This is a genomic window from Methylobacterium sp. Leaf456 (assembly GCF_001425465.1).
GTDB lineage: Bacteria > Pseudomonadota > Alphaproteobacteria > Rhizobiales > Beijerinckiaceae > Methylobacterium.
Map to the genome: position 1 here is coordinate 265,703 of NZ_LMQV01000043.1, position 12,726 is coordinate 278,428.

The 12,726-nt window shown below is 69.9% G+C and carries 14 protein-coding genes and 1 tRNA gene; 5 read left to right on the forward strand and 10 right to left on the reverse strand.

What is annotated here, in order from left to right; translation table 11 throughout:
- Window positions 1-17 precede the first annotated feature (17 nt).
- From ASG52_RS22715 to ASG52_RS22720, 4 genes are all read right to left on the reverse strand, one after another.
- Window positions 18-644: a hypothetical protein gene (locus ASG52_RS22715; protein WP_156384092.1), complete on the reverse strand. Its 627-nt coding sequence runs from the start codon at window positions 642-644 to the stop codon at window positions 18-20.
- The gene (locus ASG52_RS28720) at window positions 641-856 is read right to left on the reverse strand and encodes a helix-turn-helix domain-containing protein (protein ID WP_082552700.1); all 216 of its coding nucleotides are present in this window, start codon (window positions 854-856) and stop codon (window positions 641-643) included. Before ASG52_RS28720 ends, ASG52_RS22715 begins: the two co-directional genes overlap by 4 nt.
- Before the next feature lie 57 nt (window positions 857-913).
- Entirely contained in the window at window positions 914-1,360 is a 447-nt protein-coding gene (locus tag ASG52_RS27530) for a hypothetical protein (protein WP_156384093.1), read from the reverse strand.
- Between the two features lie 79 nt (window positions 1,361-1,439).
- Window positions 1,440-1,515: transfer RNA gene (locus ASG52_RS22720), tRNA-Glu, on the reverse strand.
- A gap of 94 nt (window positions 1,516-1,609) precedes the next feature.
- Here ASG52_RS22720 and ASG52_RS22725 point away from each other — a divergent pair.
- Window positions 1,610-2,602, forward strand: coding sequence for an RluA family pseudouridine synthase (locus ASG52_RS22725; protein ID WP_056248197.1), 993 nt, complete (start codon window positions 1,610-1,612; stop codon window positions 2,600-2,602).
- Window positions 2,603-2,814: 212 nt separating this feature from the next.
- Window positions 2,815-3,708, forward strand: a complete 894-nt coding sequence (gene rpoH, locus ASG52_RS22730; protein ID WP_056248200.1) for an RNA polymerase sigma factor RpoH — start codon at window positions 2,815-2,817, stop codon at window positions 3,706-3,708.
- 116 nt (window positions 3,709-3,824) lie between these two features.
- Here rpoH and ASG52_RS22735 read toward each other — a convergent pair whose 3' ends face one another.
- From ASG52_RS22735 to purB, 5 genes are all read right to left on the reverse strand, one after another.
- Window positions 3,825-5,273: a hypothetical protein gene (locus ASG52_RS22735; protein ID WP_056248203.1), complete on the reverse strand. Its 1,449-nt coding sequence runs from the start codon at window positions 5,271-5,273 to the stop codon at window positions 3,825-3,827.
- Between the two features lie 40 nt (window positions 5,274-5,313).
- On the reverse strand, window positions 5,314-6,606 hold the full coding sequence (locus ASG52_RS22740; RefSeq protein WP_056248207.1) for an adenylosuccinate synthase: 1,293 nt from the start codon (window positions 6,604-6,606) through the stop codon (window positions 5,314-5,316).
- A gap of 281 nt (window positions 6,607-6,887) precedes the next feature.
- Complete coding sequence (locus tag ASG52_RS22745) at window positions 6,888-7,205, reverse strand: hypothetical protein (protein WP_056248209.1); 318 nt, start codon at window positions 7,203-7,205, stop codon at window positions 6,888-6,890.
- Between the two features lie 60 nt (window positions 7,206-7,265).
- Window positions 7,266-8,123 carry a D-amino-acid transaminase gene (locus tag ASG52_RS22750; protein ID WP_056248213.1) on the reverse strand — a complete coding sequence of 286 codons (858 nt, stop codon included), beginning with the start codon at window positions 8,121-8,123 and terminating at the stop codon, window positions 7,266-7,268.
- A gap of 57 nt (window positions 8,124-8,180) precedes the next feature.
- Window positions 8,181-9,488 carry an adenylosuccinate lyase gene (gene purB, locus ASG52_RS22755; protein WP_056248216.1) on the reverse strand — a complete coding sequence of 436 codons (1,308 nt, stop codon included), beginning with the start codon at window positions 9,486-9,488 and terminating at the stop codon, window positions 8,181-8,183.
- 165 nt (window positions 9,489-9,653) lie between these two features.
- Between purB and moaB the strand changes: the two genes are divergently transcribed.
- The 3 genes from moaB to ASG52_RS22770 all read left to right on the forward strand — a co-directional run bounded on the left by moaB (window position 9,654) and on the right by ASG52_RS22770 (window position 11,097).
- Window positions 9,654-10,211: a molybdenum cofactor biosynthesis protein B gene (moaB, locus tag ASG52_RS22760; RefSeq protein ID WP_056248850.1), complete on the forward strand. Its 558-nt coding sequence runs from the start codon at window positions 9,654-9,656 to the stop codon at window positions 10,209-10,211.
- Window positions 10,212-10,348: 137 nt separating this feature from the next.
- Window positions 10,349-10,558 carry a hypothetical protein gene (locus tag ASG52_RS22765; RefSeq protein ID WP_056248219.1) on the forward strand — a complete coding sequence of 70 codons (210 nt, stop codon included), beginning with the start codon at window positions 10,349-10,351 and terminating at the stop codon, window positions 10,556-10,558.
- A 188-nt stretch (window positions 10,559-10,746) separates the two neighbouring features.
- Window positions 10,747-11,097: a TonB family protein gene (locus tag ASG52_RS22770; protein WP_056248221.1), complete on the forward strand. Its 351-nt coding sequence runs from the start codon at window positions 10,747-10,749 to the stop codon at window positions 11,095-11,097.
- Window positions 11,098-11,100: 3 nt separating this feature from the next.
- Here the strand turns inward: ASG52_RS22770 and ppx are convergent, their stop codons facing one another.
- On the reverse strand, window positions 11,101-12,594 hold the full coding sequence (ppx, locus tag ASG52_RS22775) for an exopolyphosphatase (RefSeq protein ID WP_502691106.1): 1,494 nt from the start codon (window positions 12,592-12,594) through the stop codon (window positions 11,101-11,103).
- Between the last annotated feature and the right edge of the window lie 132 nt (window positions 12,595-12,726).

A 12,726-nucleotide genomic window follows, 5' to 3' on the forward strand; every position in this document is an offset into this window, starting at 1 on the left:
GGGCCGCCGTTTCGCGTTCAGGCCCGGCCGGTCGGCGCGGACGTGCCGAGCCACGAGCCCGGCAACGTCGTGACGGCGTGGTAGAAGCGCCCGCTCGTCAGGCCGGCGGCGCGCGTGTCGCCGACGATCGCGACCACGGGCACGCAGCCGGTGAGCGCCTGCAGGCGGGAGCGGTCGGCCTCGTCGAGGATGGCGGCGGCGAGTTCGACGAGGGCGCTCTGGCGCTGCTCGACGCTCGGGCGTGCCGCGCCCTTCGCCAGGAGCCCCTGACCGATCCGCCGGCTGATCGACGAGGCGCGCGGGTTCCTGTGCGGCGTGACGCCCGGCGGTCGCGGGATCGCCAGGATGTGCCGCTGCCAAACGATGCCGGCATCGTAGCCGCGGCGAGGATTCGCGTCCGCGAAGATCACGATGACCTCGCCGGGGACGACGTTGTCGGCCGCCGCAGTGCCTCGGCTCTTGGCCGACAGCGGCATGGCCGCCGGAGCGCACAGGCCTCGCTCGGCAAAATCGATGCTTTGCAGTCCCGTCGAGAGGCTCGTCAGCTCGTCGGGGTCGAGCCGACACGCGATTGTGTCGACGACCGATTGGCTGTGGGTACGAGTACAGGCACGGACGAGTTGGTGCGGGAGGGGCGCGTTCATCGTGCCGCTCCGGCGCTGCGAGCGAGGAAGGCGTCGGCATCGACGCGGCGCACGACGGTGCGCCCGCCGATGCGAACGCGCGGGAGCTGCTGAGCTTTCAGCAACCTCCAGGCGGAGGCCGGTGAGATGCGAAAATAGTCGGCCAGCTCAGCAACGGTGAGTGCCGCCGAACTGGCGCTGGAAGATGCTTGACGGGGTGAGGGACGGGACATCGACTTAGCCTCGCAGCACTTGAATGATGCTGCGTGAGGTTGTCGGAAGGGCCCGGATTAATCTCCTGACGAATTTTTCGCGGGAATTATGTCAGGACTTCGCTTTTTCCGCGCCCGGTAATAGCGGCGCTCCAACGATCTCGGCGCGACAATCACGTCGCCGAAGAAGGAGCCCTTCCCCGTAAGTAGCTCGTGCACAGTCTCGCTCAGACGTTTGCCCTTCAGCCCTTCGCGCTTGGCGCCGTCGGTTAGGTTCACTGTCAGATCGTTGACACCGTTTTTGGTCTTGGGGCCGCGTTTTCTCCGCGGCTTTTCATAGCCGAGTTGGGCACAGAGCAATCTGACGAGCGGGCCATTCCGCTTCAGGTCGGCAACCGCTTTGACAGGGTCCTGACCGTGCGCATCTGCCAGGGCAGCGATGCAGCGTTCGAGTTCCGACCAGCTTGCAGGCTTTCTCGGCCACGAAGCGGTGAGGAGGGGAATGTCGCCGCGATCTACACTCATCGCTTGCTGACCGGAGCAACGAAATCGACAACGACTATCGTGCTGCGCTGGCTGAATCGAGCTAAGTGCTTGATCCGGCTGGCGCTCCCAAGGGGAATCGAACCCCTGTTTTCGCCGTGAGAGGGCGACGTCCTAGACCGCTAGACGATGGGAGCTTCCGGGCCGGCGAGAGGTGCTATAGCGACGCCTCCGCGCCCGGGCAAGCCGTTTCCGGCACCCCGGCGAGAAAAGTTCGGTGCGAGGGATTCCGTGAACCGCGATACGACCGTCCGCAGCCTCGTCGTCGAACCGGGGGCCGCGCCCGAGCGGCTCGACCGCGTCCTCGCCCGCGGCTTCGAGGATCTCTCCCGCGCCCGGCTGCAGGCGCTCGCCCGAGACGGCTTCGTGCGCTGCGACGACGTGGAAGTGCGCGATCCCTCGCGAAAGGTCGCGGGCGGGAGCCGGATCGAGGTGGTGGTGCCGGCGCCCGCGCCCGCCGAGCCGCGGGGCGAGGCGCTGCCGCTCACCGTCGTCCACGAGGACGACGACCTGATCGTCATCGACAAGCCCGCGGGCCTCGTCGTCCATCCGGCGGCGGGGCACGAGGATGGGACGCTGGTCAACCGGTTGATCGCCCATTGTGGGGAGAGCCTGTCGGGCATCGGCGGGGTGCGCCGGCCCGGCATCGTCCACCGCCTCGACAAGGACACGAGCGGGCTCCTCGTCGTCGCCAAGAACGATCTCGCGCATCAGGGCCTCTCGGCGCAGTTCGCCGACCACGGCCGCAGCGGGGCGCTGGAGCGGGCCTATCTCGCGCTGGTCTGGGGTGTGCCCGAGCCGCGGGCCGGCACCATCACCGCGTCCCTGGCGCGCTCACGGCACAACCGCGAAAAGATCGCGGTGGTGCGGGACGGCGAGGGGCGGCACGCGGTGACGCATTACCGGGTCGAGGGGCTGCCGGGCGGCGACGGGCTCACCGCGCTCGTGCGCTGCCGCCTGGAGACCGGGCGTACCCACCAGATCCGGGTGCACTTGAGCCATCGCGGCCATCCGCTGCTGGGCGATCCGACCTACGGGGCCGCCTTCAAGACCAAGGCGGCCCGGCTCGGCGAGGCGCCGCGGGCGGCGCTGACGGCCCTCGGGCGCCAAGCCCTGCACGCGGCCGAACTCGGCTTTCTGCATCCGCGTACGGAGGAGCGGCTGCGCTTCGAGAGCGCGCTGCCGGAGGACTTTTCTGGCCTTTTGGCGGCGTTGGAGGGGTGATCCAACAAGGTGCGTTTCGGCACCGCGACGGGTGCGCCCGCGTGACACGTTAAACCCGGACTCCGCTTCGCGCGTTGGACCCCGCGTGAACAGCGTTGGTCGCTACCGGACACGGCGGGACCCGTCTAAGATGGGAAGCGGCGTGGCCGGCTCAAGAGGAGCGGCCGTGCTTGGAGCCTGCCCGATTCGGGGGGCTGTTGAAGGAGGTGCACATGGCCGGCGCACTGCCCGTGCTCGCCAACGAGGGGGGCCTTTCGCGCTACCTCGACGAGATCCGCAAGTTCCCGATGCTGGAGCCCGCGGAGGAATTCACCCTGGCCAAGAGCTGGCGCGACGGGGGCGACCGCGACGCGGCCCACCGCCTCGTCACCTCGCACCTGCGGCTGGTCGCCAAGATCGCCATGGGCTACCGCGGCTACGGGCTGCCGATCAGCGAGGTCGTGTCCGAGGGCAATGTCGGCCTGATGCAGGCGGTCAAGCGCTTCGACCCGGACAAGGGCTTCCGGCTGGCCACCTACGCGATGTGGTGGATCAAGGCGGCGATCCAGGAATACATCCTGCGCTCGTGGTCGCTCGTGAAGATGGGCACTACCGCCAACCAGAAGAAGCTGTTCTTCAACCTGCGCAAGGCCAAAGGCCGCATCTCGGCGCTGGACGAGGGCGATCTGCGTCCCGATCAGGTCAAATCGATCGCCACCTCGCTCGGCGTGCCGGAGCAGGACGTGGTCGATATGAACCGCCGCCTGTCCGGCGATACCTCGCTCAACGCGCCGCTGCGCGAGGAGGGCGAGGGCGAGTGGCAGGACTGGTTGGTGGACAACAGCCCGAGCCAGGAGACGGTGCTGGCCCGCGAGGAGGAAGGGCGTAACCGTCTCTCGGCCCTGCGCGACGCGCTCGGCGTGCTGAACGCGCGCGAGCGGCGCATCTTCGAGGCGCGGCGGCTGGCCGACGACCCGATCACGCTGGAGGACCTTTCCGGCGAATTCGGCGTCTCCCGCGAGCGGGTGCGCCAGATCGAGGTGCGGGCATTCGAGAAGGTGCAGGAAGCGGTCAAGCGCAACCTCGCCACCCGCGAGTTGCCGCGCACCGAAGCGCGCCTGACATAACGGGTTTCGAAAGGACGAGTCCTTTCGCGGGTCCAGGGCGGAGCTTTGGTTCGAAGGGAAACCGGGGCTCTGCCCCGGTGCCCCGCCAGAGAGACGATCCCTTTGGAATCTCGGGACTAATCTTTCCAGGCGTCGAAGGCGGCTTGCATCGCGCGGGTACCGGAATTGCCCTTCTCGAAGGTCAGGATCGCCCGCGTGCCCGAGGCGTAGGAGATCGGCAGGTCGAACCAGTTGCGGTGCAGCAAGAGGTCGGTGTTGCGATCCACGTCGCTCTTCAGCGACGACAGGCCGATCAGAAAGAGGTTCTCCCGCACCCGCACCGGCAGCCCGGACACGGGCGAGCCTCGCGACGCCTCCTCCTCCTTGGGTTGGAGCAGCCCGACATTCTGCACCGCCCGCTTGGCGCCCGAGCCGTAATTGGTGAAGGCCAGTTCGATCGTGTGCGAGGCCGGGAGTGTCGCGTCGCGGTTGCGGCGGATCGTCATGCCGAGCGTCAGGCCGGCCTCCGGATACTCGATCGTCGCGCGCAAAACCGTCTGCAGCGGCTCGCCCTGCTCGCCGCTCACGGTGTCGAGCCGCCAGACCGCATGACCGCCGATGGCCGCGGGCTGGGCGCGGGGATCGGCCGCGTTCTCCTCGTAGAGCACGGCGCGCTGCGAGACCGCCACGTCGGGCTGGGCCGGCGACGCGCCGGGCGTGGGCGCCTTCGGTTTCGGCTCGGCCTCGCCGCCGACCCGGTCGGCGAACTTGGCGTCCGGCGTCTCGGCCGGGTTGTCACCTTGCGTCTCGGCGAGGGTGCGCTGGAGGTCGGCGGGCTGGTCGCGCAGGAAGAACGCCGCGACCGCGATCAGGGCGATCACGCTGGCGAGCACGCCACCGACGAACAGGTTGCGCAGCAGGCGCGACCGCCCGGCGGGCCGGGCCACCACGTCGATGCGCGGTCGCTGGCGCCCGTTCGCGCCGTCGGCGGCTGCGGAATCCTCGTTCTCGACTGACGGCACGGTCGGGATGAAGCCCGACGCCGCTTCGGGGCGTACCTCGGCGCGTTCCTCCGGCCTCGGGCGCCGCGGCGGCGGCACGAAGGGCTGCGCGTCCACCGGTGGTCCGGGCTCGGGCAGGAGGTCGGCGGGCAGCGTGGCCGGCGGCAGCGGCTCGGGTGCCGGTTTTTTGGGGGGGGAGGCGGGTTTGGCTTCCGCGGGTTGCTTCGGTTTCGCCTCTGCGGGCTTTGCCGGCTCCACCGGCTTTGCGACTGCGGGCTTGGCCTCCTCCGCCTTGGGCTCAGGCCTAGGCTCAGGCTTGGGCTCGGCAGGCGGCGAAGCCTTCGGCGCGGGCGTCTCCGGAGGGGACGCGGGCGTGGGGCCGTAGCCGGCCTCCAGCCGCTCGATCGCCGCGTCCAGCGCCTTGCGCTCCAGCTCGATGTCGGCTTCCGGCACCGGCGGGTCGAGGTTGCGCAACTGCCCGATCAGGGCGCTGCGCGCGCGGTCGTAGACGGCCTTGCGCAGGGCCGGCGTCCGGTCGGGCAGGGCGTCGAGCGCGCGCGCCAGCAACGGATAATAGTCGGCCATCGTGCCCCGATCCGCCTGTCCTGCCGTCCGGCCGATTCGCTCAATCCTCGAAGGGGTTGTGCATCAGGATCGTGTCGTCGCGCTCCGGCGAGGTCGAGAGCAGCGCCACCGGCGCCCCGATCAGCTCCTCGATCCGGCGCACGTACTTGATCGCCTGCGCCGGCAGGTCGGCCCAGGAGCGCGCCCCCGCGGTGGTCCCGGTCCAGCCGGGGATCGTCTCGTAGACCGGAACCGCGCGCTGCTGCTGCGCCTGGCTCGCAGGCAGGTGGTCGAGGCGCTTCCCGTCGATGTCGTAGGCGGTGCAGACCTTGATCTCGTCGAAGCCGTCGAGCACGTCGAGCTTGGTCAGGGCGATGCCGTCGATGCCCGACGTCTTGACGGTCTGGCGCACGAGGCAGGCGTCGAACCAGCCGCAGCGGCGCTTGCGCCCGGTCACGGTGCCGAATTCGTGGCCGCGCTCGCCGATGCGCTGGCCGATGGCGTCGTGGAGTTCGGTCGGAAAAGGCCCTTCGCCGACGCGGGTGGTGTAGGCCTTGGCGATGCCGAGCACGTAGCCGATCGCCCGTGGGCCGAGGCCCGAGCCGGTCGCGGCCTGACCCGCCACGGTGTTGGACGAGGTGACGAACGGATAGGTGCCGTGATCGACGTCGAGCAGCGCGCCCTGCGCGCCCTCGAACAGGATGCGGCTGCCCTTGCGGCGGGCCTCGTCGAGCAGGTGCCAGACGGTGTCCTGGAAGGGCAGCACCCGGTCGGCGATTGTCGTCAGCTCGTCGAGGATAGTCTGTTCGGCGATCTCGTCGAGGCCGAAGCCGCGGCGCAGCGCGTTGTGGTGGGCGAGCAGCCGCTCGATCTTCGGCGGCAGGGTCTCGGGCTCGGCCAGATCCATCAGGCGGATCGCGCGGCGGCCGACCTTGTCCTCATAGGCCGGGCCGATGCCGCGCTTGGTCGTGCCGATCTTGGTGCCGGGCGCCCCGTCCTCGCGCAAAGCGTCGAGCTCGCGGTGGAGCGAGAGGATCAGCGTGGCGTTGTCGGCGACGCGCAGGTTGTCGCGGGAGATGCTGACGCCCTGGCCGGCCAGCCGGTCGATCTCGGAGGCGAGCGCGTAGGGATCGAGCACCACGCCGTTGCCGATGACGCCGAGCGTACCCTGGCGGACGACGCCGGAGGGCAGCAGCGACAGCTTGTAGACGGCGTTGCCGACCACCAGCGTGTGGCCCGCGTTGTGGCCGCCCTGGAAGCGCACCACGATGTCGGCCTGCTCGGAGAGCCAGTCGACGATCTTGCCCTTGCCCTCGTCGCCCCACTGGGCGCCTACGACGACGACGTTCGCCATGCGGTCAGACCTGTCTCGCGTTCGCCGGAGCCCCGCCCCGGTCGTATCCGGGCCGGTGAACCGGCCACCTCGGTTTCGTGCCTCGGCTCCTCGCGAAGCCGGCAACCACCGTCCGGGCCGTTATCGGAGCGCGGGCGCCAAGCGGTTGCGCACGCGCAAAAACCCCGGCGTGAGCCGGGGATCGAGCATGCGAGGCCTCTTCGGCGATCTGAGCAGGCCCGTCAAGCGAATGAGCCGGTCCTTCCGTGAGGACCGGCCATGTGCGCTCGGACGGGACGCCCTTACCTGGCGTCGCCCGGCGGCTTGATGACGGGGGTCGAGTTCGGGGTCGGCTCGGGGGCGATGGTCTTGATCTCGGGATCGACGCCGGCGGGCGGCTTGATCACGCCGTCGGATTTTTCGAGCTTGTCGCTCAGCGTCGTGCCGGTGCTGTCGCCCTCGGGGCGCACCTTCTCGGGCACCCTGTCGTTCGGGCCGGGCAGCTTCGGGTCGCTGTCCTGGCCGCGCTGGGGCACGGAGGGGTCCTGCGCGAACGCCACCGTGCCGGCGGAGGCCGTCAGCAGGGCAGCGGCGACGAAGAGCGTCTTTCCGAAAGTCATCGTATCCTCAAGTGGTCCTTCCCGAACCAACGAGGGCGCCCTGATAGGCGTTCCTTTGTGTTACCCGCGCCGCCCCTCGGCGAAGGCGAAGTAGAGTTCGCGCAGGCGCCGCGCCACCGGGCCGGGCTTGCCGTCGCCCAGCGTGTGGCCGTCGATCTCGACCACCGGCATCACGAAGGCCGAGGCCGAGGTGTAGAACGCCTCCGCCGCCTCGGGCAGCTCGTCGGCCGCGATGATCCGCTCCTCGAACGTGATCCCGGTCTCCTCGGCGAGTGCCAGCACGGCGGCCCGCGTGATGCCGGGCAGGAGCGCGTGCGAGAGCGGGCGCGTCACCAGCGCGCCAGCCTTCGTCACGATGAAGACGGACGAGGACGAGCCCTCCGTCACCACCCCGTCCTCGACCATGAAGGCCTCGGCCGCGCCGACCTCCGCCGCCTGCTGCTTGGCGAGAACTTGCGCCAGCAACGCCACCGACTTGATGTCGCGCCGCTTCCAGCGCAGGTCCGGCACGGTGATCGCCTTGGCCCCGGTCTCGGCCAGCGGGTTGGCGACGATGCTCTTGGCTTGCGTGAACATCGTCACGGTCGGCGCGACATCGCCCTTGGGAAAGGAGAAGTCGCGCTCGGCCACGCCCCGCGTCACCTGGATGTAGACGAGGCCTTCCATGAGGCCGTTGCGCTCCGCCAGCTCCGTTTCCAGCCGCTCCCACTCCTGCGCCGAATGCGGATTGCGGATGCCGATCTCCGACAGCGAGCGGTCGAGCCGGGCGAGATGCGCCGCGTTGTCCACGAGTCGGCCGCCCAGCACCGCCGCGACCTCGTAGATCCCGTCGGCGAACAGGAAGCCGCGGTCCATCACCGGCACGCGGGCCTCGTCGAGGGGGAGGAAGCTGCCGTTGAGATAGGCGGTGCGGGTCATCGGAGGTCTCAGGGGTTCCGTCGTCGCGAGTGAAGCAGGTTCCGTGCGAAGGCCGCCCTACGCCGCGCCGAAAACCCGCGAAAAGATCGTGTCGACGTGCTTGAGGTGGTAGCCGAGATCGAAGCACTCCTCGATCTGCTCCGGCTTCAGGACGGCGATCACCTCCGGGTCGGCCTTGAGCAGCGTGAGGAAGTCGCCCTCGCCGCGCCAGACCGGCATCGCGTTGCGCTGGACCAGCCGGTACGAATCCTCCCGCGAGAGCCCCCCTTGCGTCAGCGCCAGCAGCACCCGCTGCGAGTGGACGAGGCCGCCGAGCTTATCCAAATTCTTCTGCATGGTGGCGGGGTAGATCAGCAGCTTGTCGATCACGCCCGTCATCCGCGCCAGCGCGAAGTCGAGGGTCACGGTGGCGTCCGGGCCGATCATCCGCTCGACCGAGGAGTGCGAGATGTCCCGCTCGTGCCAGAGCGCGACGTTCTCCAGCGCCGGTGTCACGTAGCCGCGCACCATGCGGGCGAGGCCGGTGATGTTCTCGGTGAGCACCGGGTTGCGCTTGTGCGGCATGGCCGAGGAGCCCTTCTGCCCCTCGGAGAAGAATTCTTCGGCCTCCAGCACCTCCGTGCGCTGGAGATGGCGCACTTCCGTGGCCAGCCGCTCCATCGAACTCGCGATGACGCCGAGGGTCGCAAAAAACATGGCGTGGCGGTCGCGCGGGATCACCTGGGTCGAGACCGGCTCAGGGACGAGGCCCATCTGCTCGGCCACGTACTCCTCCACTCGCGGGTCGATGTTGGCGAAGGTGCCGACCGCCCCGGAGATCGCGCAGGTCGCGACCTCTTTCCGTGCGGCGACGAGCCGGTCCTTCGCTCGGTCGAACTCCGCATAGGCCTGGGCGAGCTTGAGGCCGAAGGTGACGGGCTCGGCGTGGATGCCGTGCGAGCGGCCGATGGTCGGGGTCAGCTTGTGCTCGAAGGCGCGCCGCTTGAGCGCGGCGAGCAGGGCGTCGAGATCCGCGATCAGGATATCGGCGGCCTTCGTGAGCTGCACGTTGAGGCAGGTGTCGAGCACGTCCGACGAGGTCATGCCCTGGTGGACGAAGCGCGCCTCCGGCCCGACGATCTCGGCCAGATGGGTCAGGAAGGCGATGACGTCGTGCTTCGTCACCGCCTCGATCGCGTCGATCCGCGCGACGTCGAACACCGCGTCGCGGCCCTTCTCCCACACCGTGTCGGCGGCTTCTTTCGGGACGACGCCGATGTTGGCGAGTGCGGTCGTGGCGTGGGCCTCGATCTCGAACCAGATCCGGAACCGGCTCTCCGGCGACCAGATCGCGGCCATCTCGGGGCGGGAGTAGCGGGGGATCATGCTTTTCGAGGCCTCGTTCCGGACGCGCGATTTGCCACGGCGCCTAGCATGCGGCGGGGAGGAGCGTAAACGCGGACGGGCGGCACCTCTGTCGTGTTCGCAGGACAAGTCGCCCCCAGGACGCCATATGCGACAGCATCCGCCGTGAACGCCCGCGAGACGCCGATGTCCGACTCGAAATCCCCCCGCGCCTTCATTCCCCTCTCGATCGCCGTGCTGACGGTGTCCGACACCCGCACGCTCGCCGACGACAAGTCCGGCGACACGTTGGCCGCGCGGCTGACGGAGGCCGGGCATCGGCTGGCGGAGCGGGACATCGTGCCGGACGAGGTGGGCGCCATCCGCGAGCGGGTCGGGGCCTGGGTGCGCGATCCGGGGATCGACGTGATCCTCACCACCGGCGGCACCGGTTTCACGGGGCGCGACGTGACGCCGGAGGCGCTGGAGCCGCTGTTCGAGAAGCGGATGGACGGGTTCTCCGCGATCTTCCACCGCATTTCGTACGAAAAGATCGGCACCTCGACGCTGCAGTCGCGGGCGACCGCGGGGGTGGCGGGGGCGACCTACATCTTCGTGCTGCCGGGCTCGCCCGGGGCCTGCCGCGACGCCTGGGACGGGATTCTGGCGAGCCAGCTCGATTACCGGCACCGGCCCTGCAACTTCGTCGAGATCATGCCGCGGCTCGACGAGCATCTGCGCCGGGGCGCGGCGGCCCCGAACTGAGGGCTCCCGAGAGCGGCACTGCGGCAAATTCCTTTTGCGCTGCAATGACAAAGCCGGCGGCAGGCGGTGGAACCTCGGCCGGGGCGCGCTGTTGATGTCACGGTTTGGAACCACAACGACAAATCGGGAGACGCCCCATGAAATACGCCCTCGGTCTCGCGGCTGCGCTCATCGTCGGCTCGGCCGCCATCAGCACGCCGGTCCTGGCTCAGAGCGGCGCCAGCGGCGCGCAGATGACCGGCTCCAACGCCACCGGCGTGCAGCCCGACAGCAAGATGAGCGGCAAGATGTCCGGCGGCACCCCGATGAAGTCGAAGAAGATGAAGTCCAAGAAGAATCGCATGTAAGCGATGCGGTCATGGCCGGCACGACGATGTGATCGTCGGCCGGGCCGTGTCCGGGGCGCCTCAGGGCGCCCTTTTTCGTTAATGCCTTGCTTTCGTTGTGGCCTCGGGCGGCCGCAGGCACCACTCGTCCTCCACCGGCCGCCGCCCCGAGCGGCCGTATCCCATCAGGTCCGTCGGAGTTTTTTCGCGTGGCGTCCCGTTTCCTGCCGGCCCTTCTCGCACTGACGCTGGTCGCCGCACCGGCGGTCGCCGCGCCGCGGGTCGATACCAAGGCGAAGGCCTGGGTCGCCGCCGTGGTCAACCGCATCGGCGCGGCCGACCGCGCGGCGGCGCCGGGCCGCGGCGGGCCGGTGACCCTGCGGGTGCGGATCGCCGCCAACGGAACCCTCGACGGGGTCGAGATCGAGGAGGGAGCGCCGGCTCTGGCCGAGCGGGCGCGCCGAGCAGCAGAAGCCGCCGGGCCGTTCGCCCCGCCGCCGCGCGGTCTGCTGACGCTGGAGGGCTACACCGAACTCAGCTTCCCGCTGACTTTGCGGTGAGCCTCAGGCGACGTCGATCCGGCCATCCAACCCGATCACGCGGGCGAGGCCCCGCACGCGGTTGAGCAGGCGCTCGCCGTTCAGCGCCTCCCACTCCCGCGGCAGGCGCAGGACGACCTTGCCGTCCTCCACCGTCACCGGCATCCGGGCGAGCGGCCCGGCCATGCCGGCGGAGACCGGGAAGGCGACGCGCAGGAGCGCGCCGATCAGCCGGGCGCGGTCGAACAGGCGGGGACCGGCCAAGCCCCGCAGCATCGGGCTCGCCTTCTCCGGGGCGACGCCCTCGTGGCGGAAATAGCCCGACAGGGCGAGATAGGCCCGGCCCGGATGGTCGATGCCGGTGAAGGCCGCGTTGGCGATGACGTTGAGACTCTGCTCGCCGCGATAGTCGGGATGCGCCCGCCAGCCGATATCCGAGAGCAGGCAGGCGGCGTGGCGGAGCCGCCGCTCGCCCGCGGTCTCGGGCCCGTCCAGCGTCTCGATGAAGCGGTCGGTCCAGGCGCGCAGCTCCTCGCCGTGGCCGGGGGAGCGGGCGCGCTGCTCGTTCAGCTCCTGGGCCGAGACGATCAGCGGATCGAGCGCGCGGGTGTCGCGGTCGAGCTGCTCGAACAGCAGGCCCTCGCGCACACCGCCGGCCGAGATCGCGATCTCGCGGGGGCGCCCCAAGCGGATGATCTCTTCGAGCACGACGGCGCCGTAGGCGAGCAGCGGGCGGCGGGCCTCGGAGACGGTCTCGACCTCCTGCAACGTCGCCGTATCGGTCGTCTCGACCATTTCGAGGAAGCTCAACTCGTCGGACGGCTCGACAGTGTAGCCGTGCATGACGTGGAGCGGGTAGCCGCGGGCCGCCTGATGCAGCCGGGCCAGCGCCCGCCACGTGCCGCCGACGGCGTAGAAGGTGCGCCCGCGCAGCGTCTCCAATTGCGGCTCGGCCTTCTTCAGGTGCTCGCGGGCGATCTTTCTCGCCCTCTTGGGCGAGTTCTCCGACAGGTCTTGAAGCGCCAGCCCGCCGAGCGGCATGGTCACGCCGAGGCCCACCGTGACGCCGTGGACATCGACGAGTTCGAGCGAGCCGCCGCCGAGATCGCCCACCACGCCGTCCGGCGCATAGAAGCCCGCGACCACGCCGAGCGCCGACAACTCCGCCTCGCGCCGGCCGGACAGAAGCTGAATCTCCTGGCCGAGCGTGGCTTGCGCGGCCTCCAGGAAGGCCGGGCCGTTGGCGGCGTCGCGGGCGGCGGCCGTGGCGAGCACGAAGATGCGGCCGATCCGCATGGTGTCGCACAGGACGCGGAAGCGCCGGAGCGCGGTCAGCGCCCGCTGCACCGAATCCTCGTTGAGGCGCCCGGTGGAGAGGACCGAGCGACCGAGCCCGCACAGGACCTTCTCGTTGTAGAGCGGCGTCGGCGCCCGCTGGAGTCCGTCATAGGCGACGAGCCGCACCGAGTTCGAGCCGATATCGATGATCGCGACGGGGGCGGTCGTGCGGCTCGTCATGGAACCCGGCCGTTCGGCATCGTGGGCGAGCGTGAGGTGCGAACGGTGCGGACCCATGCGATCCCCTTGCCAAGGCCTCGCCGCGACGCGAGCCCGTCGGAGACGCGCCGGGGCGGTGATGCCCCGGCACGG